This window comes from Hymenobacter sp. UYP22 (genome assembly GCF_040547285.1).
In the GTDB taxonomy this organism is placed as follows: domain Bacteria; phylum Bacteroidota; class Bacteroidia; order Cytophagales; family Hymenobacteraceae; genus Hymenobacter.
This window is the reverse complement of the sequence record NZ_JBEPPK010000003.1, coordinates 79,741-105,805: the sequence shown is the minus strand read 5'-3', so window position 1 is coordinate 105,805 and position 26,065 is coordinate 79,741. Positions and strand designations below refer to the sequence as shown.

General features: G+C 61.6%; 18 protein-coding genes. 8 read left to right on the top strand and 10 right to left on the bottom strand.

Going from position 1 to position 26,065, the window contains the following annotated elements; genetic code table 11:
• Window positions 1-164: 164 nt before the first annotated feature.
• The 5 genes from ABIB60_RS06630 (at window position 165) to ABIB60_RS06610 (ending at window position 8,865) form a co-directional block, all read left to right on the top strand.
• Window positions 165-1,865: a sodium:solute symporter family transporter gene (locus tag ABIB60_RS06630; RefSeq protein ID WP_354578623.1), complete on the top strand. Its 1,701-nt coding sequence runs from the start codon at window positions 165-167 to the stop codon at window positions 1,863-1,865.
• Between the two features lie 177 nt (window positions 1,866-2,042).
• On the top strand, window positions 2,043-3,794 hold the full coding sequence (locus ABIB60_RS06625; protein WP_354578622.1) for a family 43 glycosylhydrolase: 1,752 nt from the start codon (window positions 2,043-2,045) through the stop codon (window positions 3,792-3,794).
• 92 nt (window positions 3,795-3,886) lie between these two features.
• Window positions 3,887-5,755 (top strand): NPCBM/NEW2 domain-containing protein, encoded by a 1,869-nt coding sequence (locus ABIB60_RS06620; RefSeq protein WP_354578620.1) that lies wholly within the window; start codon window positions 3,887-3,889, stop codon window positions 5,753-5,755.
• Between the two features lie 41 nt (window positions 5,756-5,796).
• Window positions 5,797-6,780, top strand: a complete 984-nt coding sequence (locus ABIB60_RS06615) for a glycoside hydrolase family 43 protein (RefSeq protein ID WP_354578618.1) — start codon at window positions 5,797-5,799, stop codon at window positions 6,778-6,780.
• Window positions 6,781-6,813: 33 nt separating this feature from the next.
• A complete protein-coding gene (locus ABIB60_RS06610) occupies window positions 6,814-8,865 on the top strand; it encodes a glycoside hydrolase family 127 protein (RefSeq protein WP_354578617.1) in 2,052 nt (683 codons plus the stop codon).
• Window positions 8,866-8,962: 97 nt separating this feature from the next.
• Here the strand turns inward: ABIB60_RS06610 and ABIB60_RS06605 are convergent, their stop codons facing one another.
• The 4 genes from ABIB60_RS06605 to ABIB60_RS06590 all read right to left on the bottom strand — a co-directional run bounded on the left by ABIB60_RS06605 (window position 8,963) and on the right by ABIB60_RS06590 (window position 14,411).
• Window positions 8,963-9,613 carry an HAD family hydrolase gene (locus tag ABIB60_RS06605; protein ID WP_354578615.1) on the bottom strand — a complete coding sequence of 217 codons (651 nt, stop codon included), beginning with the start codon at window positions 9,611-9,613 and terminating at the stop codon, window positions 8,963-8,965.
• A 260-nt stretch (window positions 9,614-9,873) separates the two neighbouring features.
• Window positions 9,874-11,010: a transaldolase gene (gene tal, locus ABIB60_RS06600; protein ID WP_354578614.1), complete on the bottom strand. Its 1,137-nt coding sequence runs from the start codon at window positions 11,008-11,010 to the stop codon at window positions 9,874-9,876.
• 151 nt (window positions 11,011-11,161) lie between these two features.
• The gene (gene tkt / locus ABIB60_RS06595) at window positions 11,162-13,222 is read right to left on the bottom strand and encodes a transketolase (RefSeq protein ID WP_354578613.1); all 2,061 of its coding nucleotides are present in this window, start codon (window positions 13,220-13,222) and stop codon (window positions 11,162-11,164) included.
• Window positions 13,223-13,427: 205 nt separating this feature from the next.
• The gene (locus ABIB60_RS06590) at window positions 13,428-14,411 is read right to left on the bottom strand and encodes an arabinan endo-1,5-alpha-L-arabinosidase (RefSeq protein ID WP_354578612.1); all 984 of its coding nucleotides are present in this window, start codon (window positions 14,409-14,411) and stop codon (window positions 13,428-13,430) included.
• Window positions 14,412-14,692: 281 nt separating this feature from the next.
• Between ABIB60_RS06590 and ABIB60_RS06585 the strand changes: the two genes are divergently transcribed.
• Window positions 14,693-15,562: an RICIN domain-containing protein gene (locus tag ABIB60_RS06585; RefSeq protein WP_354578610.1), complete on the top strand. Its 870-nt coding sequence runs from the start codon at window positions 14,693-14,695 to the stop codon at window positions 15,560-15,562.
• Window positions 15,563-15,672: 110 nt separating this feature from the next.
• Here ABIB60_RS06585 and ABIB60_RS06580 read toward each other — a convergent pair whose 3' ends face one another.
• Both ABIB60_RS06580 and ABIB60_RS06575 read right to left on the bottom strand, forming a co-directional pair.
• Window positions 15,673-16,647, bottom strand: a complete 975-nt coding sequence (locus tag ABIB60_RS06580) for a glycoside hydrolase family 43 protein (protein ID WP_354578608.1) — start codon at window positions 16,645-16,647, stop codon at window positions 15,673-15,675.
• A 14-nt stretch (window positions 16,648-16,661) separates the two neighbouring features.
• On the bottom strand, window positions 16,662-18,761 hold the full coding sequence (locus ABIB60_RS06575; protein ID WP_354578607.1) for an alpha-L-arabinofuranosidase family protein: 2,100 nt from the start codon (window positions 18,759-18,761) through the stop codon (window positions 16,662-16,664).
• A 390-nt stretch (window positions 18,762-19,151) separates the two neighbouring features.
• Between ABIB60_RS06575 and ABIB60_RS06570 the strand changes: the two genes are divergently transcribed.
• Window positions 19,152-20,243 carry a LacI family DNA-binding transcriptional regulator gene (locus tag ABIB60_RS06570; protein WP_354578606.1) on the top strand — a complete coding sequence of 364 codons (1,092 nt, stop codon included), beginning with the start codon at window positions 19,152-19,154 and terminating at the stop codon, window positions 20,241-20,243.
• Between the two features lie 224 nt (window positions 20,244-20,467).
• Here the strand turns inward: ABIB60_RS06570 and ABIB60_RS06565 are convergent, their stop codons facing one another.
• The 4 genes from ABIB60_RS06565 to ABIB60_RS06550 form a co-directional block, all read right to left on the bottom strand.
• Entirely contained in the window at window positions 20,468-22,996 is a 2,529-nt protein-coding gene (locus tag ABIB60_RS06565; RefSeq protein WP_354578604.1) for a PAS domain-containing sensor histidine kinase, read from the bottom strand.
• A gap of 139 nt (window positions 22,997-23,135) precedes the next feature.
• The gene (locus ABIB60_RS06560) at window positions 23,136-23,699 is read right to left on the bottom strand and encodes a hypothetical protein (protein ID WP_354578603.1); all 564 of its coding nucleotides are present in this window, start codon (window positions 23,697-23,699) and stop codon (window positions 23,136-23,138) included.
• A 130-nt stretch (window positions 23,700-23,829) separates the two neighbouring features.
• Window positions 23,830-24,192, bottom strand: a complete 363-nt coding sequence (locus tag ABIB60_RS06555; protein ID WP_354578602.1) for a hypothetical protein — start codon at window positions 24,190-24,192, stop codon at window positions 23,830-23,832.
• Window positions 24,193-24,311: 119 nt separating this feature from the next.
• Window positions 24,312-24,812 carry a hypothetical protein gene (locus ABIB60_RS06550; RefSeq protein WP_354578601.1) on the bottom strand — a complete coding sequence of 167 codons (501 nt, stop codon included), beginning with the start codon at window positions 24,810-24,812 and terminating at the stop codon, window positions 24,312-24,314.
• Between the two features lie 114 nt (window positions 24,813-24,926).
• Between ABIB60_RS06550 and ABIB60_RS06545 the strand changes: the two genes are divergently transcribed.
• Entirely contained in the window at window positions 24,927-25,901 is a 975-nt protein-coding gene (locus tag ABIB60_RS06545; RefSeq protein WP_354578600.1) for an NAD(P)H-quinone oxidoreductase, read from the top strand.
• Window positions 25,902-26,065: the final 164 nt, after the last annotated feature.

The following is a 26,065-nucleotide window of genomic DNA, read 5'->3' as shown; positions in this document are numbered from 1 at the left end:
GCGGTTATCAGAACAACCTCAGCACGCGAGATTCCTCGCGGGGCTCGGAATGACGCTCAGACAAAGCGGTAGAGATACTTCGGCTTCGCTGAGCATGACGTTCAGGAGCCACCGGTACCCTCCCAATTCCCACATTACAACAGCCTGCATTCCCACCATTTCCCATGCGTAATAACCTTACTACGCTTGATCTGATTGTCTTTTTCGTGTACCTGATCGGGGTTTCGGCCTACGGGTTCTACATCTATAAAAGCAAGCAGAAAGCCGAGCAAAGCACCAAAGACTACTTTCTGGCCGAAGGCTCGCTCACGTGGTGGGCCATCGGGGCGAGTATGATTGCCTCCAACATCTCGGCCGAGCAGTTCATTGGCATGAGCGGGAGCGGGTTTAAGGTGGGCGTGGCGGTGGCGGCCTACGAGTGGGTGGCGGCCGTGGTGCTCATCATCGTGGCCGTGTTCTTCATGCCGGTGTATCTGAAGAACAAAATCTTCACGATGCCGCAGTTTCTGGAGCAGCGCTACAACTCCACGCTCAGCCTGATTATGAGCATTTTCTGGCTGTTCCTGTACGTGCTGGTCAACCTCACGTCCATCCTCTACCTCGGTGCCCTGGCCCTGAGCAACCTGGTGGGCGGCGACAGTTTCCACGTTATCATCGTGCTGCTGGCTTTGTTCTCCCTGCTGATTTCTTTGGGTGGTATGAAGGTAGTGGGCTACACCGACGTGGTGCAAGTGGTGGTGCTGGTGATTGGCGGGCTGGTAACGACCTACATTGCCCTTTCCCTGGTGAGCACTAAGTTTGGCCTGGGCGGCGGCGCTTTCTCCGGCTTCTCGGCCCTGATGGACAAGGCCCCCGACCACTTCCAGATGATTTTCGACAAGCCCAGCCAGGGTGCGCCCCAGGTGGAAATCGACAAGTATCTGGCCCTGCCCGGCATTGCCATGTACTTTGCCGGTCAGTGGATCGTGAACCTCAACTACTGGGGCTGCAACCAGTACATTACCCAGCGCGCCCTGGGGGCTGATCTGCACACGGCCCGCACCGGTATTCTGTTTGCCGGCCTGCTTAAGCTCATGATGCCGGTGATTGTGATGCTGCCCGGCATTGCGGCCTACGTGCTGTACAAAAACGGCTCCCTGCAGGCTGAAATGTCCTCGACGGGGGCTTTCAACTCCGACAACGCCTACTCCGCCATTCTTACTTTCCTGCCCAACGGCCTGAAGGGCTTGAGCATGGCGGCCCTCACGGCGGCCATTGTGGCCTCGCTGGCCGGCAAGGTCAACTCCATTTCCACCATCTTCACCCTCGACATCTACAAGCGGTATCTGAACAAGGACGCCACCGAGCAGAAGCAGGTGTGGGTGGGCCGCCTCACCATTCTGGCGGCGGTAGTGCTGAGCGTGGCCATGACCTGGAAAGACCTGTTGGGCATTGGGGGCGAGGGTGGTTTCCAGTTCATCCAGAAGTATACGGGCTTCATTTCGCCCGGTATTCTGGCCGTGTTCCTGCTGGGCATGTTCTGGAAGCGCACCACGGCTACGGCCGGTATTGTGGGCATTCTGGCCGGCTTCGCTCTGTCGGTGTTCTTCAATAACTACGCTCCGGCGGTGCTGGGCCCTGAAACCATCCTGTACACGGCCTTCCCCAATGCTCAGGGTATCTACGAAATTCCCTTCCTGATTTGCATGGGTTGGTCATTTGCCATTACCATGGTGCTGATGGTGGGCGTGAGCCTGGCCGGGCCGGTGGTAAACCCCCGCGCCATTCAACTGGACGCCGGTATGTTCCGGGTGAGCACCCAGACCATGTCGCTGATTGTGGTGACCATGCTGCTGCTCACGGCCCTGTACGTGAAGTTCTGGTAGCCATTAGCCGGCTTTCGGGCCGTTACTTCTTCCTGCGCTGCTGAAAAGCAGTTGGTGCCGGTGGACTTTGGGTTCCGGCCGGTTCCACCAAAACGGGGGCGTGATACTACTTCACGTCCCCGTTTTGCTTCCCCTTAGTACTCGCTCTCGTGTTTCTCCTACCCAATTCCCACAACCATGAACATAATCCTTACCCCCCAGGCGGCCCCCACCCGGGCCCGCCGCCCCCGCGTTTTCCATCTGCTGGCCCTGGTGCTGATTCTGTTGAATAGCCTCAGCTTTCCGGCCCAGGCCCTGCAAGGCAACGACAACTGCCACGACCCCTCCAGCATTGTGAAGGACGGCAGCCGGTACTGGGTGTTTACCACCGGCACCGGCATTTACGGCATGTACTCCACCGATTTGGTGACCTGGCAGTCGGGCAGCCGGCCGGTGTTCAATAGCACGGAATACCCCAGCTGGATCAAAAGCAAAGTACCCGGCTTTTCCGGCGACTTTTGGGCCCCGGAGTGCGTGTACCGCAACGGCAAGTTTTACCTGTATTACTCGGTTTCGACCTTCGGCTCCAACGTGTCTACCATCGGGCTGGCTACCAACGTAACCCTGGACCCCGCCAGCCCTAACTACCAGTGGGTAGACCAGGGTGAGGTGGTTTCCACCACGAGCAGCAGTGCCAGCAACGCCATTGACCCCGCTATTACCGTCGATGCCAGCGGGGGGCTGTGGATGAGCTACGGCTCGTTTTTCAAAGGCATTGGGCTGATTAAGCTGGACGGCAGCACCGGCAAACGCTCCGGCACCAGCTTCTACTGGCTGGCCGGCAACGTGGCCGCCGACGGGGTAACGCGCAACAACAGCGGCAGCGAAGCGCCCTACATTGTGCGCAACGGCAGCTATTACTACCTATTCATCAACAAAGGGGCCTGCTGCCAGGGCTCCAATAGTACCTACTATATTCAAGTAGGCCGCTCCACCAGCATCACCGGGCCGTATCTGGATAAGAACGGAGTGGACCTGAACCGGAACGGCGGTACCACACTCATCGCCACCAGCGGCAACTACGTGGGGCCGGGCCACGTGGGCCTGTTTCAGGAGGGCGGGGCCAACTACCTCACCCACCACTACTACGACAGCAACCAGAACGGCCGGGCCCGCCTGAGCGTGGGTAATATGGGCTGGGATGGGGCTGCTTGGCCCTTCATCACCCGCGACTGGGTGGCCGCCGGCCGCTACACCCTCACCAACCAGAACAGCGGCAAAGTGTGGGACGCTTGGGGCTGCACCGGGGCCCAGGGCCAGATCATTGCCCAGGGCACTCCGGCCGGCCTCAACTGCCAGCAGTGGAACCTGACGCCCGTGGGCAACGGCGAATACAAAATTACCTCAACGGTAGGAGCGGGGCTGGCCGCCGATGTGGCCGGCAACAGCTCTGCCAACGGGGCCAAGCTCAACCTGTACCCCTACAGCGGGGCGGCCAACCAGCGCTTCAAAATTGAGCGAGCCAGCGGCGGTACCTACGTGCTGGCTTCCGTGAATGGCAACCGGGTGGTGGAAGTACCCGCCTGCTCCGCCACGGCCGGCGTGCAGCTTGCCCTCTACGACTACCTGGGCAATAACTGCCAGAAATGGGCCATTGCGCCCGCCACGGCCGCCCGGGTACTGGCAGCAGCTGCCTCGGATCCGGCTGCGCAGTTCAGCGTGTACCCCAACCCCAGTGAGCGGGGCCGCTTCACGGTGGCGCTCGGGGCCAAGCTCAGCGCCGGCCCGGTAACGGTTACCCTGACCGACGTGCGCGGCCGCTTGGTGCTCAGCCGCTCCAGCGTGGGCCAGGCTACCGTGCCCGTGGCCGCCGATGTGCCAGCCGGGCTCTACCTGTTGCAAGTGAGCAGCGCGGCGGGAGCTTACGCCCAGAAAGTAGTGGTGCAATAGATTGTCCCACTCAGTAAATAACCTACTGCCAAAGCGAGGCAAAAGCCGACAGACTTTTGCCTCGCTTTGGTCAGCTACCAGCCATATTCCTGATGCGTCCTTCCCTCTTTCACCTGCTGACCGGGGCTGCGCTGGCTACCGCCGCGTTGCCGGCCACGGCTCAAAAAGCTGTGTCCACACCCGACTTCCACCAATGGGCCCCCACGCCCCCAATGGGCTGGAACAGTTGGGACTGCTACGGCCCCACCGTGACGGAAGCCGAGGTGAAAGCCAACGCCGACTACATGGCCCAAAACCTGAAAAGCAGCGGCTGGGAGTACGTGGTGGTGGACATTCGCTGGTATGTGGGCAACGACACGGCCCACGGCTACAACGAGAAGGACCCCGCCTGGAATATCGACCCCTACGGCCGGTTCGTGCCCGCGCCCAACCGGTTTCCCTCGGCGGCCGGCGGGAAGGGCTTTAAGCCCCTGGCCGACTACATGCACGCCCGGGGGCTGAAATTCGGTATTCACATTATGCGCGGGGTGCCCGTGGTGGCGGTGCAGCGCAAGCTGCCCATTCTGGGCAGCCAGGCTACGGCGTCCGATATCTATTCCCCGGAAGGGCAGGCGGGCTGGCTCCGTGACATGTACACGGTGGTGGCCGGCCGGCCGGGGGCGCAGGAGTACTACAATTCCCTGTTTCAGCTCTACGCCAGTTGGGGCGTCGATTTTGTGAAGGTGGATGATTTGTCGTCGCCCTACCACCAGCCGGAGGTGGAGATGATTCGGCGGGCCATTGACCGCACGGGCCGCCGGATTGTGCTCAGCACCTCGCCCGGCGAAACCCCCATTGCCCAGGCCCGGCATGTGGCGGCCCACGCCAACATGTGGCGCACCGTGGGCGACTTCTGGGACTCCTGGGAGCAGCTCAAGGAGCACTTTGAGGTGTGCAGCCGCTGGGCGCCCTACATCGGGGTGGGCGCGTTTCCAGATGCCGATATGCTGCCCCTGGGCCGCCTGGGTATTCGGGCCGAGCGGGGCGACGACCGGATGAGCCGCTTCACCCACGACGAGCAATACACCCTAATGAGCCTGTGGAGCATCTTCCGCTCCCCGCTTATGTTCGGCGGCGACCTGCCCAGCAACGACGCCTTTACTTTATCGTTGCTGACCAACAAAGAAGTACTGGCCGTAAACCGGCGCAGCACTCAAAACCGCCAGCTGTTTCGCCAGAACGACCTGATTGCCTGGAAGGCCGACGACCCCGCCACCGGCGACAAGTTTCTGGCCCTCTTCAACGCCCAGGACCAGGAACTGGCCCCCGCCAGGGAGGCGGCTTGGGCCAGTTCCGTGATAACGCGCCAGACGCCCGGCCAGAGCCAAACTGTGGATGTGGACATCAGCGGGGCCACCCAACTCTACCTCAACGTGCGCGATGGGGGCGATGACATTGCCTGGGACCACGCCGACTGGCTGAACCCGGTGCTCAGCAACGGCCGCGAAACCGTGGCGCTCAGCACCCTGCCCTGGAAAATGGCCACGGCCGGTTGGGGGCAGGTTACGGCCGGCAAGAGCGTGTCGGGGGCGGAGCTGCGGGTGGGCGGGCAGCCATACGCCAGCGGCATCGGCACCCACTCCAACTCCATGATTGCCTATGATTTGCCGGCCGGCTTCACCCGTTTTCGGGCCACGGCCGGGCTGGATGCGGCCGGCGCCGCCCAGAACACCGGTGGCACCCTGCAATTCCTGGTGTTCACCCAAAACCCCTTCCGTCCCATGCCCGCCGACTCGGTGCGGGTGCCGGTAACGCTGGCCCAACTAGGCCTGCGCGGCCCCTGCACCGTGCGCGACCTGTGGACCGGCCGCACCGCCCGCGGCGTAGCCGGGGAGTTTGCGCCCTATGTACGCCGCCACGGGGCTCGGCTCTACCGCATTAGCCCGCAGGCCGCGGCCCGCCCGGCCACCCGGCGGCCGTAGGCGGCCGGCTCTTTTTTCCAGCTGCTTTACTCCATTCTACCATGAAATATTCGTCAATACTGCTGGCTGCCGCGCTGCTGAGTGTGGCCGCGTGTCAGGAAAAAGAAGAAGCCGACCCGTTTGTGGTGCCGCCGGCCCCGGTGTTTCGCAACCCCATCATCACCACCAAGTTCTCGGCCGACCCCGCCGCTTTGGTGCACAACGGCCGGGTGTACGTGTACGCCGGCCGCGACGAGGCCGCCGCGGGGCAGAATCAGTACATCATGAACGAGTGGCTGTGCTATTCCTCCGCAGATATGGTGACCTGGCAGGAGCACCCCGCACCCCTGAACGTGCAGGCCTTTGCCTGGGCCCGCGCCGATGCCTGGGCCTCGCAGGTGGTGGAGCGCAACGGCAAGTTCTACTGGTACATCACCACCGACCACCGCACAGTGCCGGGCAAGGCCATTGGCGTGGCCATGGCCGACAGCCCCACCGGTCCGTTCAAGGATGCCCGGGGCTCCGCCCTGATTACCAATAACATGACCACGGCTGTCAACAGCTTTTTCGATGACATTGACCCCACGGTTATCATCGACGACGCGGGCCAGGCTTGGCTGTACTGGGGCAACACGGCCTGCTACTACGCCAAGCTAAAGTCCAACATGACGGAGCTGGATGGCCCCATCCAGACCGTGAGTTTGCCTGAATTTACGGAGGCGCCCTGGGTGCACAAGCGCGGCAAATGGTACTACCTGAGCTACGCCTCTGGCTTTCCGGAGCGGATTTCCTACGCCATGAGCCGCCGCCCCAACGGGCCTTGGCAGCCCAAAGGCCTGCTCACCGATTTCCCGACCAACTCCAACACCAGCCACCAGGCCATCATCACCTTCAAGGGCAAAGACTACTTTGTGTACCACAACGGCAGCCTGCCCACCGGCGGCAGCTTCCGCCGCTCCGTGTGCGTGGATTACCTCACCTACAATGCCGACAGCACCCTGCAAACCGTGAACATGACCACGCTGGGCGTGAGTCCGGCGCAGTAGGCCGGGCTTTTTTGATTCCTTTACCTGCTCCGTATGAATCGTATCCTTCCTTCCCTGGCCCTGCTGGGCCTGCTCAGTACTTCGGCCCCGGCCCAAACCGTCAAGCGCTCCGACTACCCCATTCAGGCCGTGTCGTTTACCCGGGTGAAGCTGGCCGACAACTTCTGGCTGCCCCGGCTCAAAACCAACACCGACGTGACCATCCCGGCGTCCTTTCAGCGCTGCGAGGCCACTAATCGGGTGAAAAACTTTGAAATGGCGGCGGCCCGCCAGGGCAAGTTTGCCACCATTTTTCCCTTCGATGACACCGACATCTACAAAACCATCGAAGGTGCCTCGTACTCGCTCACGCTCTACCCCGATGAGAAGCTGGACGAGTACATGGATGCGCTGATTAAGAAAGTAGCCGCCGCCCAGGAGCCCGACGGCTACCTCTACACGGCCCGCACCATCGACCCCCAGCACCCCCACGACTGGGCCGGGCCGGAGCGGTGGGTGAAGGAGCGGGAGCTGAGCCACGAGCTGTATAACTCGGGCCACCTCTACGAAGCCGCTGTGGCCCACTACGAGGCTACCGGCAAGAAAAACCTGCTGAATATTGCCCTGAAAAACGCCGATTTGGTATGCGCCACCTTCGGCCCCGGCAAGCGGGCCGTGGCTCCGGGCCACGAAATCGTGGAAATGGGCCTGGTGAAACTCTACCGCGTCACCGGCAAACCGGAGTATTTGAGCACGGCTAAATTCTTCCTCGACCAGCGCGGCCGGTATGCGGGCTACGACCCCAAAAGCCCCGACGCCTGGCGCAACGGCTCCTACTGGCAGGACCACAAGCCCGTCATCGACCAGAAAGAGGCCGAGGGCCACGCCGTGCGCGCCGAATACCTATACTCCGCCATGGCCGACGTGGCCGCCCTTACCGGCGACCAACAGCTGCTGGCGGCCGTGGATTCTATCTGGCAGAACATGGTGACCCGCAAGCTCTACGTGACGGGCGGCACCGGCGCCGTGCCGGGCGGGGAGCGGTTTGGGGGCAACTACGAACTACCCAACACCACGGCCTACAACGAAACCTGCGCCTCGGTAGCCAACGTGTACTGGAATCAGCGCATGTTTCAGCTCCACGGCGAGGCCAAATACGTGGATATCATGGAGAAGGTGCTGTACAACGGGCTGATTTCGGGGGTGGGCTTAGATGGTAAATCGTTCTTCTACAGCAATGCCATGCAGGTGAAGAACAGCGCGAGCTTTCCCCAAACCGAGCCCCAGCGCGCCGGCTGGTTCGACTGCTCCTGCTGCCCCACCAACATGGCCCGCCTGATGCCTTCCCTGCCCGGCTACGTGTATGCCCAAAACGGCCGCGACGTGTACGCCAACCTGTTCATTAGCGGCACTACTGACCTGAAGGTGAACAACCAGTCCGTGCGCATTACCCAGCAAAACAACTATCCCTGGCAGGGTGACTTGCAGTTTACTGTAAATCCCGCCGCTACTACCGACTTCAATCTGCTGGTGCGCCTGCCCGGCTGGGCCCGCAATGAGGCCATGCCCTCCGATTTGTACCGCTTCGCCACACCTTCTACCGAGAAAATTACCATCACCATCAACGGTCAGCCGGTGCAGTACACTACCCGCAAGGGCTACGCGGTGCTGGCCCGCAAGTGGCGCAAAAACGATGTGGTGAAAGTGGCGCTGCCCATGGAAGTGCGCCAGGTGGTGGCCAACTCCAAGGTGCAGGACGACCTGGGCAAAGTGGCCCTGCAGCGCGGCCCCGTGGTGTACTGCGCCGAGTGGACGGATAACAACGGCCGCGCCACCAACCTGCTCGTACCCGCTGCTACCTCGTTCACCACCCGTTACCAGCCCGATCTGCTCAATGGTGTGATGCAGCTGCAGGCCACCGTGCCCGCCGTGCAGATTGACGCTGCCAACACTTCCATCAGCACCACCCGCCAAACCCTCACGGCCATTCCCTACTACGCCTGGGCCAACCGCGGTAAGGGCGAAATGACCGTCTGGTTTCCCCAGCAACTCACCGACGTAGACCTAATTTCCCGCCAGCCCAAGGAGGCGACGGTAGGGAAATAAATAGTAGCGCGAACTGTGTAGTTCGCGTCCCTGCACCGTTCTAGCGAATCTAACGGCACGGGGACGCGAACTACACAGTTCGCGCTACTACCCGTTTCTACACCAAGCCCAGCATGAACTCATCGGTATAGTCAGGAGAGAAGTGGAGGATATTAGGCAAGTGCGCGAATTCCTCAGGCTCGTGGGTGGTGGTGAGGACAACGGCTTTCATATCGGCATTCAGGGCGGCCTCGGCCCCTTTGGGCACGTCCTCGAACACCAAGCAGTCGGTGGGGGCTACGCCGAGCTGGGCGGCGGCTTTGAGGAAGGTTTCGGGGTGGGGCTTGCTGATGGTCACGTCGTCGGCCGAGACGATGGCCGCGAAGTAGTGCCGGATATCCAGCGTATCGAGCACAAAATCAATGTTGAACGGAATGGCCGCCGAGCCGATGGCCATGGGAATGCCCCGCTGGTGGGCCCGCGCCAGGAATTCCGGCAGCCCCGGCAGCAGCCGCAGGTGCGGGCGGTACGCTTCCTGGTAGCGTTTCTCCTTTTCCACGGCCAGGCGGGTCATTTCCTCCTCCGTAAACCGGTCGGGGCCGAACATGCGCACCAGCACTTCCTGGTTTTTGCCGTACATCTGGGGCTTTACCTGCTCCCGGGTAAACTGCCCGCCCAGGTCCTCGTTCAGCAGCTGCTGCCAGGCTTGGGTGTGGTAGTCCATGTCGTGAATCATGGTGCCGTTGAGGTCGAAAATGAATGCTTTCATGCAGTTGTAATTAGCTCTACTTTGGTAGGTTGGCGTCAGGCGAGTAGTAGCGCGAACTGTGTAGTTCGCGGCCCCGTGCCGTTAGATTAGTTTGAATGGTGCGGGGACGCGAACTGCAAAGTTCGCGCTACTTCCTAGACGGCTTTCAGCTAACCTGCCAATGTTGATTTAGGTGGCCGGTCCAGAAGCGGCCGTTGCGAAAAAAGTAGGGGGTAAACAAAACGGGGAGCCGTTTGCTGGCTCCCCGCTCGGGTTTCTGGTTAGTTGGCAGCCGGACTTTCGGCCAGGGCTTCCTGGCGTTTCTGTTCCAGCACGGCCAGCAGCTTGCCGAAGGGCTCAGTGAACTTCTGCTCGCCTTCCTGCTCCAGCTGGTCGGTGAGGGCTTCCAGGTTGAGGCCGAGTTGGGGCAGGCTGCCCAGCACGTCCACGGCCACCGGCTCGGCGAGGCGGTCGGCGGGCTGGCCGCCGGTGCGGTACAGGTCCAGCGTTTCCACCGGAATGGTGTTCACCGTGTTCGGGCCGATGAGAGCCTCCACGTACTTGAGGTTGTCGTACTTGGGGTTCTTGTTGCCGGTGCTGGCCCAGAGCAGGCGCTGGGGCTGGGCACCCTGCGCCCGCAGCGCCTCCCAGCGCGGCCCAGCAAACAGTTCCTGGTACACCGTATAGGCCTGTTTGGCGCTGGCAATGGCCACCTGACCCACCAGGCTTTCGGCTAGCTGGCCCTGCTCACCACCCGCGGCGGCCAGTTTTTCCAACTGCGGATCAATGAGCACATCAATGCGCGAGAGGAAGAAGCTGGCCACCGAGTCCAGTCGCTCGATGGAGCCCCCAGCCTTTACCCGGTCTTCCAGGCCGGCAAGGTAGGCTTCGGCTACTAGACGGTAGCGCTCCACGCTGAAAATCAGCGTCACATTCACGTTTACACCGGCCGCAATCAGCTGACGGATGGCAGGCAGGCCGGCGCGGGTGGCGGGCACTTTGATCATTACGTTCGGGCGGTTCACTGCCTGCCAGAAGTGCAGGCCCTCGGCCACGGTACCTTCGGTGTCGTGAATCAGGTTGGGCGAAACTTCCAGGCTCACGTACCCGTCGCCACCGTTTTCGGGGTGGTCGTAGAGGGGGCGGAGCAGGTCGCAGGCGGCTTGCACGTCGGCCACGGCCAGGCGGGCGTAAATCTCCTCGGCTGACAACCCCTCCTGGGCAAAGCGGCGGATATCATCGGCGTAGTCGTCGGAGCCGGCAATGGCCTTCTCGAAGATAGCCGGGTTGGACGTCACGCCCCGCACGCCGTCCTCCGTGAGTAGGCGCTGCAGCTCCCCATTCTGCAAAATATTGCGGCGGATGTAATCCAGCCAAATGCTCTGGCCGAAGCCGTGAATGGCAACTAATGGGTTCATATGGTGAGTGGTATGGTTCGGTGAATCAATGAAAGCTGTCATGCTGAGTAGACGCCAGATCAGGCATGACGGCCTTTCTTCGGCAACATCAGTGCGGCAGTAGCGCGAACTGTGCAGTTCGCGCTACTAACCACTGCGCAACCGCCGCTACTTACGACAGAATTTCCTTGGGTTCCGTTTCCTCGGGCTGGCCGGCCAGCACCCACTGGGCCTGCTTCACCACGTTTTCCACCGAGAAGCCGAACAGCTCCATCACGGCCTCGCCGGGGCCCGATTCGCCGAAGCGGTTCATGGCAATGACGGTGCCTTCGTCGGTGGCGTACTTGTGCCAGCCCAAGGGCGAGCCGGCCTCAATGGCCACGCGCTTGCGCACGGCGGGCGGCAGTACTTGGTGCTGGTAGGCCTTGGGCTGCTGCTCAAACAGCTCCCAGCTGGGCATGCTCACCACCCGGGCCGCCACGCCCTGCTGCTGCAGCGCCTCCTGGGCCTGCAGCGCTAGCGAAACTTCCGAGCCGGTGGCCAAGAGCAGCAGCTCCGGCTGCCCGCCTTCGGCTTCGCGCAGGATGTAAGCGCCTTTCGCTACGCCCTCCCGGGCCGAGTTGAACTGGCTCTGGTCGAGGACCGGCAATTTCTGGCGGGAGAGGATGAGCACCACCGGGCTCTTGGGCTTGGTGAGGGCCACGCGCCAGGCTTCCACGGTTTCGTTGGCGTCGGCGGGGCGCAGCACGATGATGTTGGGAATGGTGCGCAGGGCGGCTACCTGCTCCACCGGCTGGTGGGTAGGGCCGTCCTCACCCAGCCCAATGCTGTCGTGGGTAAACACGAAAGTGGCGCTGGATTCGGCCAGGGCGGTGAGGCGGATGGCCCCGCGCATGTAGTCGGAGAAGGTGAGGAAGGTGCCGCCGTAGGGCCGCACGCCGCCGTGGTGGGCCATGCCGTTCATGGCTCCGCCCATGGCGTGCTCCCGCACCCCAAACCACACGTTATTGTGCTCGTAGCTGCCCGGCTGGAAGCTCACGGCTTCGCTGGTAGGCATTTCGTTGGAGCTGGCCAAGTCGGCGGAGCCCCCAAACAGGTAGGGCACGCTCTTTTTCAGCGCATTCAGAGCTTTGCCGGAGGCCTGGCGGGTGGCCAGGGCGCCGTCGGCGGCGGTGAAAACGGGCAGGGCGGCGTCCCAGCCTGCGGGCAGCTCGCCCGCAAACGAAGTCCGAAACAGGTCCCACCCCGCTGCAAACTCCTGCTGGTACGCCTCGGTTTGCTGCTCCCATTGCGCCTGCAGTTCCGCGCCCCGCTGGCCCGCTTCGGCCAGGTGGGCCCGCACTTCCTCGGGCACTACAAACGTGGCCTCGGGGTCGAAGCCGAAGAACTCCTTGGCTTTCTTCAGGTTTTCCGGGCCCAGGGGCGAACCGTGTACTTTGCTGGTGCCTTCCTGGGGGCTGCCGTAGCCGATAATCGTCTTGACGGAAATCAGGGAGGGCCGCCCGGTTTCCTGCTGGGCGGCTTTGATGGCGGCCTCAATGGCGTCCAGGTCGTTGCCGTCCGTCACGCGCTGGGTGTGCCAGCCGTAGGCCTCGAAGCGGGCCAGCGCATCCTCGGTATAGGAGAGGTTGGTGGGCCCGTCGAGGCAGATGTCGTTGTCGTCGTAGAGGTAGATGAGCTTGCCCAGCTTGAGGTGGCCGGCCAGGGAGGCGGCCTCGGCGGCCACGCCTTCCATCAGGTCCCCGTCGCTCACAATGGCGTAGGTGAAGTGGTCCTGGAGCGCGTGGCCCGGGCGGTTGTACACGGCGGCCAGGTGGGCTTCGGCCATGGCCATGCCCACGCCGTTGGCGAAGCCCTGGCCCAGCGGGCCCGTCGTCACCTCCACGCCCGGCGTCATATTCGACTCGGGGTGGCCGGGCGTTTTGGAGTGTAGCTGGCGGAAGGCCCGCAAATCATCCAGCGACAAATCATAACCATACAAATGCAGCAGGCTGTACAGCAGCGCCGAGCCGTGGCCCGCCGATAGCACAAACCGGTCCCGGTTGGGCCACTTGGGGTCCTGGGGATTGAAGCGAAGTACGCGGGAAAACAGCACGTAGGCCATGGGGGCTGCGCCCAGGGGCAGGCCGGGGTGGCCGGAGTTGGCCGCCTGCACCATATCTACCGACAGCAGGCGGATGGTGTTGACGCTTTGTTCGGCGAGGTCGGCGGGTGAGGTTGGAGTTTTGGTCACGGCAAAGAAAAATGATGGGAGACTTGAGCGAATTTACGACGGATAGCAGCCGCTAAACCGCTCAAAAAGCGGTTGTTCAGCAGAAAAAAGACCGGTAACGATACCGTAATCGGTACCGGTAGCTAGTGGGTAGCTAAAACCCCAGAATGCAGCTTGAATAGTACGTTCAGCACAAACGATTGTGCCATAAGTCAGCGGAATAGGACTAGGGTTGTACTACCGGCCAGCCGGCGGCATCCCAGGTGAGGGGCTCGATGCGCAGCTTAGGCCGGCCTTTGTCGGCAGCATCGTAGCCGTGAAACACCAGGTAATCGGTGTTATCGAACGTGTATACTGAGTTGTGACCGAGGCCAAACCAGTTCTGGTCACCAGCCAGTAGCTGAGTGCCGCCGCCCTGCTCCAGCGGTTTACCGGCCTGGTCGAGGTAGGGGCCGGCTACGTTTTTGGCGCGGCCCACCATTATTTTGTAGGTGCTCTGCGGCCCCCGGCAGCAATAATCGAACGAAGTAAACAGGTAGTAGTAGCCGTTTTTGCGAAAGATGAAGGGGGCTTCAATCGCGCCGTCACCGGGCAAAGAGTCGTTGAGCTGGGGGTTGCGGGGCCGGCGGGCCAGGGTGCGCCACTGCTCCGGCTGGGCCGGCCCGGTCAGGTCGGGGCGGAGCTGCACCAGCTTGATGCCTTCCCAGAACGAGCCGAACGACAACCAGGGGCGACCGGCTTCGTCGCGGATCAGGTTGGGGTCGATGGCGTTCCACATGTCGCGCCCCGGCACCGACTGCAGCACCCGGCCGTGGTCAACCCAGCGGAAGTCCTTGGAAGCGGGGTCGAGGGTTTTGTTGGTGGCCAGGCCGATGGCGGAAGTGTTTTTGCCAAAGGCCGAAACCGAGTAAAACAGCGCGTACTGGCCGTTGTGGTAGGAAATATCGGGGGCCCAAATGTGGTTTTTGAAGCCCGGAATGGCCTGTGTGGCCCAAGCCGGCGCAGTGGCAAATACGGGCGGCTCCGGCTTCCAGTTCTTCCGATCCTTCGACGACCATACTGCAATGCCGTTGCCGGTGCAGAACATATAGTAGGTGTCATTGTGCCGGGCCATCACCGGGTCGTGGGCCGGAATGCGGGCGGGCGTGGACTGGGCCAGGCCCGCCGCACCTCGCCAGGTTAGCAGGATAAGCAAGAAACAGTATCTCATATGGAGGGAGTGGAAGGAGGAAAAGCAAGTGAGTGGATGGTCACCAAAACCCAGGACATAGGCCCGCGCTGAGCAACTGGGCGCACGATTTATAACCGACCTGAACAGTGCGGGAAGGCGGTTAATAAAATAAAGTTAACACAATCGTTTGTGTTAAGCGAAATAAATTTTACTCTTACTTCTGAATTAGCTGGTGCGGTTGGGTCTTGCCTACCCGAAAGGAGTAGGGCGCGCCAGCCAGCGGTTCGAGTTTTCCCACTTTTATACAACCCTCAATTCCCATGAAAAAACCTGTACTCCTGGCCGCCTTAACTGCCGGCTCTTTGCTGGGCCTGACTGCTCAGGCCCAAACGGCCGCCATTGTTAACGGTGGCGTGTATAAACTGACGCATTACGGCGTGGTAGCTGATGCCTCGGCCGAAGCCTTTGGTGTGCCCGCCGGTACGCCGCTCTGCCTGGATGTGAACCTGAACTCCTCAGCCGCCGGGGCCACCGTGGGGCAGTGGGGTGATAATGGCCTTGATGCGCAGCGTTTCATTTTTGAGCTGCAAACTGATGGCTCCTACAAACTGCGCCACCGCGGCACCACCATGTACCTGCAGCCGGTGGGGCTGAGTAAAGCCGTGAATACCCGCATTGAGCAGAACGTGCTGGTAACCACCAACGACGATGCCCAGCGCTGGATTATCACCGACCCCAATAACAATGGCCGCTACAAGTTCACGCTGAAAAATTCAGCCAATGCGGCCGGCGTGTCGCAGGTGCTGGAAGTTGGTTTCGCCAGTGCCGCCCCGGGCGCCCCAGTCAACCTGTTCGACGACAACGGCTTCGAGCCGGCCCAGCGGTGGACGCTTTCCCGCACGGTTCTGTCTACTAAAAACAGTGTCGATGAAGCCATCTGGATTCAGGCCTATCCTAACCCGGCCGGGGCCAGCCAGCGCCTCAACCTGCGGGTAGAAGCCAAGCGTCGGGGCACGGCCTCCGTGGAAATTCTCGACGGCATGGGCCGCCGCGTGCACAGCCAGAGCGCCAACCTGGTAGTGGGTGGTAACCCCATCAGCCTAAGCAATGCCCCCCTGGCCGCCGGCCTCTATACCATTCGCCTCGTGCAGGATGGCTTTGTGCAGCAAACCCGCGTGGTGCAGCAATAAGGTAGGATTACCTTAGTGTCATCAAAAAAGGCGGCGGCTCCCAGGAGCGGCCGCCTTTTTTATGGGCTGATAAAGCATTGGGCCGCGTGGGGCGACAGAACGCCCGGCCGCTATTTGGCCTTCTGCACGCCTTCCGTGGTCATTTGCACCCGCTTGATGGTACCATCCTGGTTGTAGGTCAGGTAGTCGATGCAGACGGAGCGGCGGAAGCTGCCACCGTCGGTGGGCAGGCTGCCGTTGTGGTAGATGAAGTACGATTTACCCTTGAACTCGATGATGGCCTGGTGATTGGTATTGGAGTTGCCGGCCACCTCATTCAGCAGGCCCTTGAACTCCCAGGGGCCTTCCGGGCTGCGGCTCATGGCGTAGGCCAGCTTCTCCGGGAACTGGTAGGCGTAGCTGAGGTAGTACCACCCGTTGCGCTTGTGCACCCAGGGCGCCTCCGTGAAGTTGGGAAGAGTCGTCACCTTATTGATGGGGCCGTCCAGCTCCGTCATGTTGGGCTTCAGCTTGGCCCAGTAGCAGTTGGTGTTCCCCCAGTACAGGTAGGCCTGCCCTTTATCATCAACAATAACCGTGGGGTCAATATCGTCCCAGCTGATTTTGCTCTCGGTCATGTTGTTGGTAATCAAGGCCGAGCCCCGGGCGTCCTTGAACGGACCCGTGGGGCTGTCGGCCACGGCCACGCCAATGCTTTTACCCGGAATAGAACCGTGCTCCACGGCCGCGTACCAGTAAAACTTGCCGTTGCGCTCCACCACCTGCGAGGCCCAGGCGTCGGCCTTGGCCCAGGCAAAGGCCTTCACATTCAGGGGCGAAGGATGCTCTTGCCAGGTAACCATATCCTGGGAGGAGTAGCACAGCCACTCGTTCATCACGTAGCGCTGCTCGGGGGCGGGGGCCTCATCGTGGCCGGCGTAGAGGTACACGGTGCCCTTGTGCACCAGGGCGGCGGGGTCGGCGGTGTACTTGTCTTTGATGATGGGGTTGCCGGCCACCGGCACCGGAGCCGCCTGGCCCAGGGCCAGTGCAGGAGCGGTGAGCAGAAGCCCGCCGCATACGGCGTGAAATAGAGAGTTTTTCATGGCTCAGATACAGCTTAGCGCTTGCCCGGAATCCGCAGCACCGTGAAGGAGTTCGGGGCCAGGGTGTAGGTTACGTTCGGGGAGGAAACCTTGAACGGCTCTTCCTTGGGAGCCACGTTCTGAGGCTGCTCCAGGCTGTTCACGGCGTTCAGGTCGGCGCTGGCCAGCACGGTGGCGCGGCCGGCTTTGCCCAGCTTCTTCACGCCCTGCAAAGCAATGGTAACGGGCCGGGCCTGGGGCGAGTAGTTCACCAGCTTCACAATGATTTCGCCGGTTTTATCGTCGGCCGTAGCGCTGCTGAACAGGTTGTCCTGGCCGTTTTTGGCGTTGCCGGCCCGCTGTACGGGCAGCATGGTGGTGCCGGGGTTGGTGGAGTACATCTTCTGCACGTAGTAGTTGGGCGTGCCGTAGGCCTTCAGGTTGTCAAACCAGATCATGTCCGGCGTCCACTGCCAGGCATCCACGTGAGCAAACAGCGGGGCGTAGGAGGCCATAATCACCTTGTCGGCGTTGCGCTCCAGGCCGGTCATAAAGGCTGCTTCCGAGATGGCGCAGTCCCAGCTGTTCTTGTTGTCGGGGCTGCCGATGGCCACACTCTGGGCGGCGTACTCCCCAGCGAAAATTTTGGTGCCGGTGGTGGGGTAGTTGTCGTAGCGGCCCACGTTCTGGCGGAACCACTCGGGCTTGGCGTAGTAGTGCTCGTCAATCACCTCGGCCTTCAGCTCCCGCAGGCGCTGGGTGGCTTTGTCGAACAGCTCCCCGTCGGGGCTGGGCCCGGCGCTGGACACAATGTTCATAGTGGGGTATTTGGCCTTCACCGCCTTCATAAAGGGCTCGTAGCGCTCCAGGTACTGCGGGCCCCACTGCTCGTTACCGATGCCGATAAACTTGAGGTTGAAGGGGGCGGCATGGCCCATGGCTACGCGCTTGGCGCCCCAGGGGCTGCTGGCTGGGCCGTTGGCAAACTCAATCAAATCCAGGGCGTCCTGAATGAAGGTTTCCAGCGTGGGGTCGTCATCCTCGTGGTTGTGGGGCGAGCCGGCATTGGGGCCGGCCGCGGCGGTGCCACCTACCGGGGCCATTTCGGCCGAGTTGAACTGGCAGGCCATGCCCACGTTCAGAATCGGCACGGGCTCGGCCCCAATGTCCTCCGACAGCTGGAAATACTCATAGAAGCCCAACCCGAACGACTGGTAATAATCGGGGGTGGAGCGGTGCTTGAACTCCATGTTCCAGCGGTTCACCAGCGGCACCCGGGAGGCCACGTCCCCAATGGTTTCCTTCCACTGATACCGCTCGGTAAGGTTGCGGCCCTCCACGATGCAGCCGCCGGGAAAGCGCAGGAAGCCGGGCTGCATGTCCTTGAGCAGCTGCACCAGATCGGTGCGCAGGCCGTTTTCCCGGTTTTTATAAGTGTCCTTGGGGAACAGCGAAACTACATCCAGGTCCAGGGTGCCGGCGCCTTCCAGCGTCAGCTTCAGGCGCGCCTTTTCGGCTGTACTCGTCGATTTCAGTACTACGCTGTATTTCTTCCACTCGGTGGTGAGGCCGGTAATGCGGGTCTGGGCCAGGGTTTTGCCCGAGGGCCCGGCTTCAGGCCCAGCCCCGGGGCCGCCTTCCTCCAGCGTCACGTTCAGGCCGCTCACGCCGCCCGCGCCCTTGCGCAGATACACCGAAAACGTGTACTCGCCGCCCTGCTTCACACCCATACCCCGGAAGCCTTCGTTGATGAAGCCGGCATCGGGGCTGGCCGTGGCGGCCGTCATGCGCAGGAAATGGTTGTTGGTGGCGCTGATGGGCTGCTGGCTGGAAACGGTGTAGGTAGACAGGGCCGCTGCCCCCCGGATGCCGCGCCAGCCCAGCAGGTGCTCATCCAGCTCAAACGACTTGTTCTTGACCAGCTCGGGGTACAGCCCACCATCGGCGGCGAAGTTGATATCCTCGAAAAACAGGCCGTACATGGTTTTGGCAATGGGCGCGCCGGGCTTGTTCACCTGCACGGTGAGGGTAGCGGGAGCCGTTTGAGCCAGGGTCGGCAGTGAGGTTAGTAAGGAGCCACTCAGGCCAAGGCCGGCGGCAAAGGGAAGAGTGCGGGCGGGCAGGAATTTTAGCATGGGATGTAGGAAAATAAACGGAGCACGAGCCAGAACCAGGGTCCCGGCAATTAGGCAGGCATTGGTAGTCCCAATATTAATAACTTATTTGCACAAACGATTGTGTTAAGGATAACTATTTGTTCTTCTCCCCCTACATTACTGCCGATAGAAGTACAGCTGCACAGCTTGTATCAAAAATATTCCCCGTATTTTACTGGCTCAAACCCATTGAAAAGGTCTTTGCCGGGTTATAAAGGCTATATCTTTCTATTCACCAGTATGCACTTTCAAGTGAGCGGCTGCCGCATACAGCCCATTCCTGGGTGTTTGTTTGCTCCTCGCAGAAGCATATTGGGTATTCTGGGTTAACCTTATCTTTACACAAAGCATTGTGTAACGCTTTTTTGCATGTCTCCTCGTAAGAAGTCAGAAACTCCGCCCGCCGTCACTACCCCCGTTTCCATGGCCGACCTGGCCCGGGAGTTGGGTGTGTCCATGACCACCATTTCCCGCGCCCTGAGCGACCATTACAGCATCGGGCCGGAAATGAAGTCGAAAGTGCTGAAGCTGGCCAAAAAGTACAATTACCAGCCCAACCGCCTGGCTTCGGCATTGCGCAAGGGCAAAAGCAAGCTGCTGGGCATTATTGTGCCCTACATTGAAGGCCGGTTCTTCCCCTCGGTGGTGCACGGTATCGAGACGGCCGCCCGCAAAGCCGGCTACAACGTTATTATCTGCCAGTCGCACGAGGATGTGGCCCAGGAGCGGCAGAACGTGGAAGCGTTGCTCAGTGCGCAGGTTGCCGGTATCATGGTATCGTTGGCGCGCACGACTACCCAGTTTACGCACCTGGAAAAAGTGCAGAGTCGGGGGTTGCCCCTGGTATTCTTCGACCGGAGCATGGAGGGTGAGGACGTGCACGCGGTGGTACTAGATGACCAGGAAGGGGCGCTGCTTTCTACCCGCCACTTGCTGGCCCAGGGCTGCCGCCGCATTGCCCATCTGGCGGGGCCCCAGCACCTGAGCATTTACAAAAACCGGTGTCGGGGCTACGTGGAGGCGCTGCGGGAAGCGGGCTTGCCCGTGGAGGAAGAGCTGATTACCTACACTGACATGACGCAGCCGGAAGGTGCCGCGGCCATGCATGCCTGGCTGACCTCACCCAATCCGCCCGATGCCGTATTCTCGGCGGGCGACTACTGTGCCCTGGGAGCCATGCAGGAAGCGGAGCGCCTGGGATTCAGAGTGCCCGATGATGTTGCCATTTCCGGATTCAGTAATGAGGCTTTCACCACCATCACCAAGCCGACCATCACCACCGTTGATCAGCGCTGCGAAGAAATGGGCCAGGCCACAGTGCGCCTGCTACTGGAGCTGATTGAGGCGGATGGCAGCACCTTTGCGGCCCGGCAGATTGTGCTGCGCCCCGAGCTGCTGGTGCGGGAGTCTTCCCTGGGGCAAGTAGCGGAGCCAGTCAATACTCGCACCAAGAAGAGGTAAGTGCCGCTGGCTGCGCGTATCGGCCGCGCCGGGCTACCCCGCCGCCAGCAGTGCCCGCCCGGAGCGGGAGAGGGGGGCCGGCGGCTGCTTGATTTCAACGGCTTGTACTGAACTGGTGTACCGGCCCCCTTTTCAGAGGGCTACGACGCGCTACGAACCCCTCAGGGCACAATAGCAGAAGCTACCCTAGCGCTTTTCGGGAAAAACGGGCAGTGGTAACGGCATCAGATGCGGGGGAGGGCAACCAGAAATGTGGAGCCCAGCTCCGGCTGACTGCGCACGGTGATGCTGCCACCGGCATTTTCAACGATGCGCTTTATCATGAATAAGCCCACGCCCGAACCCTCGACGTGATTGTGCAACCGATGAAACAGAGTGAATAGCTTGGCCTGCTGCTGCTCACTCAGTCCCAGCCCATTGTCCTCAACTTCCAGGAAAATCTGGGTGTCTGAGCAGTAGGCCCGTAGTTGCACCACTGGCTGCCTCTGCGGATTATGGTACTTGAGGGCATTGCTGAGCAGGTTGTATACAATGCTGCGCAGGTCTTTCGCGGAGAAGTACACGACAGGGCACTCGGAGAGACTGAGTGCCAGCTGGGCATTGGTGGCTTTCACCAGAGGAGCTAGGTCCAGCAGCACATCTTCCACCACCGTAGCCAGGAACACGGCCTCGGCCGGCTGAGTCTGGCTCTGCTGCAGCCGCGACACGTCGGTGAGGTGCCCTACCGTCTGCTGAAAGCGGGCCACCGCACTCTGCATCATATCCAGCAGGCGCGGTACCATAGGCTCTGGGTTCGGAACCGGGAGGTATTCGCGCAGCGTTTCCAGCAGGCCTTCAATATTAGCAATGGGGGCTTTAAGGTCGTGGGAGGCCGTGTATACAAAGGTGTCTAAGTCGGCATTGGTGCGCGAGAGGCGAGTATTGGAGATATTAAGCTCCTCGTTGGTAGCCTGCAGTTCCTGGTTGATGAGGGCTAGCTCCTGGTTGAGGTGCTGCACCTGCTGAAGGGCCCATACCTTATCGGTTACATCCAGAATAAAGGCCAGAATGCCCTGGGTGCGCCCCTGGTCATCAAACAAGGGCTGGTAGATAAAATCAATGTAGCGCTGCTCGGGTTGGTTGGAAGCGGTATTGAAAAGCTGCATGGAGGCATCAGTACCAATAAATGGCTCCCCGGTGGCGTACACCTGGTCCAGCAAATCAGTAAAGCCCTGTTCCACTACCTCCGGAAACACTTCCGCCACCGTTTCGCCCAAGGCGGCGCGGCCGGTTGAGAGGTGGTGGTAAGGCTCATTGAAGAACGTGTAGCGGTGCTCCGGGCCGCCCAGCGTGGCAATGGCGGCCGGTACGTGCCGCAGAATCTGGCGCAGCAGGTGCTGCTGCTCGGCCAACTGCTGAGTGCGCTCCCGCACCCGGGTTTCCAGCTTCTGGTTGAGCTGCTCCACTTCCCGGCGGGCTGTTACCTGCTCGGTTACTTCGGTGGCTACCACCATGGCCCCGTAAATACTGCCATCGGCCTGGTACATGGGCACGTACACGAAGTCCCAGTACACGGTTTCGCGGTGGCCGTTACGGTCGTGCTGGGCCTCCATGGCGTGGGCCACGTGGGGCACGCCGGTGGCCATTACCCCATCAAGCAGCTCCTCGTAGCCCATGCCGGCTACCTCAGGAAGAGCTTCAAACAGGCCCTTGCCCACCAGCTCCTCCTGGGTACGGCCCCATAGCCGGGCCACTGTGGGGTTGGCCAGCTCAATGGTGTAGCTGGGCCCCCGGTATACGGCAATGGCAATGGGAGCCTGCTCAAACACCCGCCACAGCTCTTTGCGCTGGCGCTCCGCTTCCTGCTGGGCACGTTGCGCTGCATGGGTGCGCTCCTGCACTCGGGTTTCCAGCTCCTGGTTGAGCTGCTCAACCCGCTGCCGGGCCTCTACCTGCTCGGTTACATCCACCACAAACACCAGAATGTCCGGCGTTTGATCCGGTGTTTCCCGTAGTGGCTGGTACATGAAGTTCAGGTAGTGCGGCTGCAGAGCGCCGGTAACTGAGTTTCGCAGCAGCACCCGTTTTTCTTGCCCCGCATACGGTTCCCCGCTGGCCCGCACCTGGTCCAGCAGCTGGGTCAGCCCTTGCTCCGCAAGCTCCGGCAAAGCCTGCGCTACCGTCCGGCCAAGCAGGGTTGGCTGGCCCACCAGCCGGTGATACCCGGCGCTGGCGAAGGTATAGCGGTGGTCAGGACCACTGAGGGTGGCAATGGCAGCGGGCACCTGCTCCAATAAGTGGCTGAGCTGCGGTAGCTGCCCCGCCGGGCCGGGCAGGGGGTGGGAGGCGGAAGGCGCAGGTGGCGGTTGCCGGGCGTACTCTGGCAATGCAGGCTCGTGTTGGCTCCCGGGTGTTGCAGCGGCCCAGCTCATTACCAGGTACTCCCCAACCCGCCGGGCAGCCACCCGGGAAAAAGGCAGCATGTCCGCTGGCAGATGAGGGGTAACCAGTTCCCGGGCCTCGGGGCTCTGATAGGCTTCCTGCAGAAAGGCCAGAAGTTGGGTGGCTTGCTCCCCGGGAAAGTGCTGCCGGAGTGTGCGGGTGGGCTGGACCTGGAGTTTGAGCAGACGCTGAGCTACCGGATTGAGGCGCTCGAAGGAAAAATCCACTACCTCACCTGTGGTATGCAACAACGGGCGGCAAAGGATGCCACCGGTGAGAGAGAGGTCGAAAAAAGCCTCGAACAGAGCATCGGCGGCGGAGAAGGCGGGCATAGGAGGAGCTGGTAGCGGCAGCCAAGGTAACCACTTTGTACTGTTCAGCTGGTGCTAGGTGGCCAGAATATAGCAGGAGCCGGGGTCGAAGGCGCACAACGGCGTGCGTCTACTCAGTAGTACCTGGGGGCGGGAGGAGTTAAAACAGAACCATAATGGCCAGCGTCACCAGCCAGAGCAGGCCGCTTACAATGGCGGTATTCAGGCGGGTTTCGGGCTCGAAAGGAAGCAGTAGGCCCACCCCGGCCGTGAGCAGCAGTGCCACCGGAAAAAGGACCGTCAGGGAGTTGTAAATGCTGCCCCGGTAGGGAACAAACGGCTCCCGGCCGGCCGCTACGCTTGGGGCCTTTATTAGCTGCACTACCCGCAGCAACGGCGTCCGCCACACCGTGAGGTGGGTAGCCTCCCGAATGCGGTACGCCTGGCTGGTGCGCAGTTTAAACCGCGTGTGCGGCGTCCGAATTCGGTAGGCCATCTGCGGGTTGGAAAGGTAGGAACCTACGGATACCAGCCGTTTTTCCAGCATTGGCTCGCCCGAAAACTGCTGCATGGGCAGGGCCCAGTCCAGGCTCACAACCAGGCAGAACACAACGGCCGCCCAGTTAACCCAGCGGGCTTTGTGGGCCATGCGCTCCATGCGGGCATACTCGGCCTCCCGGCGCTGCTGGGCTAGGGCACGGGCATCGGGGCGGGGGGCATACATCAGCAGGTTCCGAAGGAGGGTGAAGTAGCAGTACGTGGACCAGGCCGGGCGGGATGCCGTGCACCCAGGGGCCAAAAAAACACTGCCCGGACTGGCGGGCCGGGCAGTGGAAGTTGGAAAAAGAGGCTGCCTACGCAAAATGTACCAGGGCCGCCAGCAACAATGTAGACACGCGGTGCCAAGAGGTGTAGGTCCAGGTAACGGTGGGCGTAACTCCCAACTGCCTGATTTCGCGCTTGGCGGTGCTTACCCAGGCTAGCAGCACTTGGCGGGCGGGCAGCGCCTGGCTGGAATGTAGCGCAGCCGGCCATTCCTGCAGGGGCCACGCTTGCAGAAAGTACTCGGCCTGGTCGGCAATGCGAGCCAAGCGGGCGGGCGCATATGGGTCAGTGGAAGGCAGATGTCGGACTGTGCGGTACAAATCACGCAGGGCAGTGCGGGCCGGCGGAAAAGACGTTTTTTCTCCTGCTGGCAGCTCGGGGTGTGGTTTCATTGGGCCCATGTACGGGTGCCATTCAACCGGCGGATTGCGTGAAAAAGCTCCAAAATGAAGAAAAAAAACTAAAAAGTGATACGGGAATTATTTGCCAAAAATGCGGGTTTAAGGCCCTTTTAGGCCGAAAGCTGCGGGGGCAAGGGTGTGCCATCCGGCAGCAGCTCGGCCCCGGTGCCGTGGTCGGGAGCTAGGCGTTTCCAGGCGGCTTGCTTGAGCTCCTCCAAGCGGCGCAGCGCCTCTTGCACGGTGGTATGGTCCCGCACTTTCTCAAACACCCCGGTTTTCTGGGCCACCTTCAGCAACTGCTCCACCACGAAGGGCAGCACCCAACCCACCACGTTGCTGGCCAGCGCCCCGCGCAAGCCCAGGCGCACCAGCAAGCGGGTGGCCATGCGCTCCAGCAGCAGGGCCCGCACCGCAGGCAGCGCTTTACCGGCCAGAAACTCCCGGACCTGCTGCAGGTTTCCCTTTTCCACTTCAGCGCGCAGCACCTCCTGCACCGCCTCCAGGGCCGCGCGGGTAGCCCGCCGAAACAAACGGCCAGTTTGCCAGGCTGCCAGGCCCGTTAGCTGGCCGGCAGCACGCAAAAATTGAGGTAGACGCGGGAGGGATTTCATAACCTAGCGGGAGGCGCCTGAGCAAAGTGGTATCCTCGCGGGTGGCGCACTCGTAAGGAGTATCCCCTTTACGGGAATAGCTCAACCGTGTTACCGCTCACTTTTAGTTTTTTGATGCACGCCATTACCATCCGCCAGCCCGGCGGCCCTGAGGTGTTGGAGCTGCGAGAAGTAGCCCCACCGGAGCCCGCCGCCCACGAAATCCTGATCCGGGTAGCCGCCGCCGGCATCAATCGTCCCGATGTGCTGCTGCGCCAGGGCAAATACCAGGGCAGCGGCGACGTAACCGGCCTGATTCCGGGCCTGGAGGTGGCTGGTACAGTGGTGCGGTGCGGCAGCGGCGTAAGCCGCTGGCAACCCGGAGACCAGGTGTGCGCGCTGCTAGCCCAGGGCGGCTACGCTCAGTACGTGGCCGTGGATGCCCGCCACTGCCTGCCTGTGCCGCCCGGCCTAACCATGCCCGAGGCCGCCAGCCTGCCCGAAACGGCCTTTACGGTGTGGCACAACGTGTTTCAGCGGGGGCAGCTGCGGCCCGGTGAGCGGCTGCTGGTGCATGGCGGCAGCAGCGGCATTGGGGTGCTGGCCGTGCAGCTGGCCCGGGCCCTGGGCAGTCCAGTAGCCACCACCGTGGGCTCTGCCGAAAAAGCCGCCGCCGTGCAGGCTTTGGGAGCCGACCCAGTTATCAACTACCGTGAAGCCGACTTTGAGGCTGTACTGCAAGCTAGCGGTGGGGTAGATGTGATACTGGATATGGTGGGCGGCGAGTACACGGCCAAAAACCTGCGCTTGCTCCGCCCCGATGGCCGGCTGGTATTCATCAATGCCATGCAGGGAGCCGCCGCCAACTTCAATGCCCTGGACCTGATGAGCCGCCGCCTGACTATTACGGGCAGTACCCTCCGGCCCCGTTCCGCCGAGTTTAAGGCGGCCCTGGCCCAGGCAGTAGAGCAGCACGTGTGGCCCTTGCTAGCCAGCGGAGCCGTGCGCCCGGTGCTGCACGCCACGCTGCCGCTGGCCCAGGCCCAGCAGGCCCACCAACTCCTGGAAAGCAGCGCCCACATTGGCAAGGTAGTGCTGGTAATGGATTAATAGTGAACTACTGGGCTCGTGTTGAGCTGCGGTAATGCCTTTTTTACAGGCAAAAAGGCAGGTTTGCCAACGAAAGAAGCTGAAATGAGTTATACAGGGCAGGCCAAGGAGTGGACGCAGCGGCAAGACTCCTCGGCCGGCCCTGTTCTGCTTACTTTCCCCGA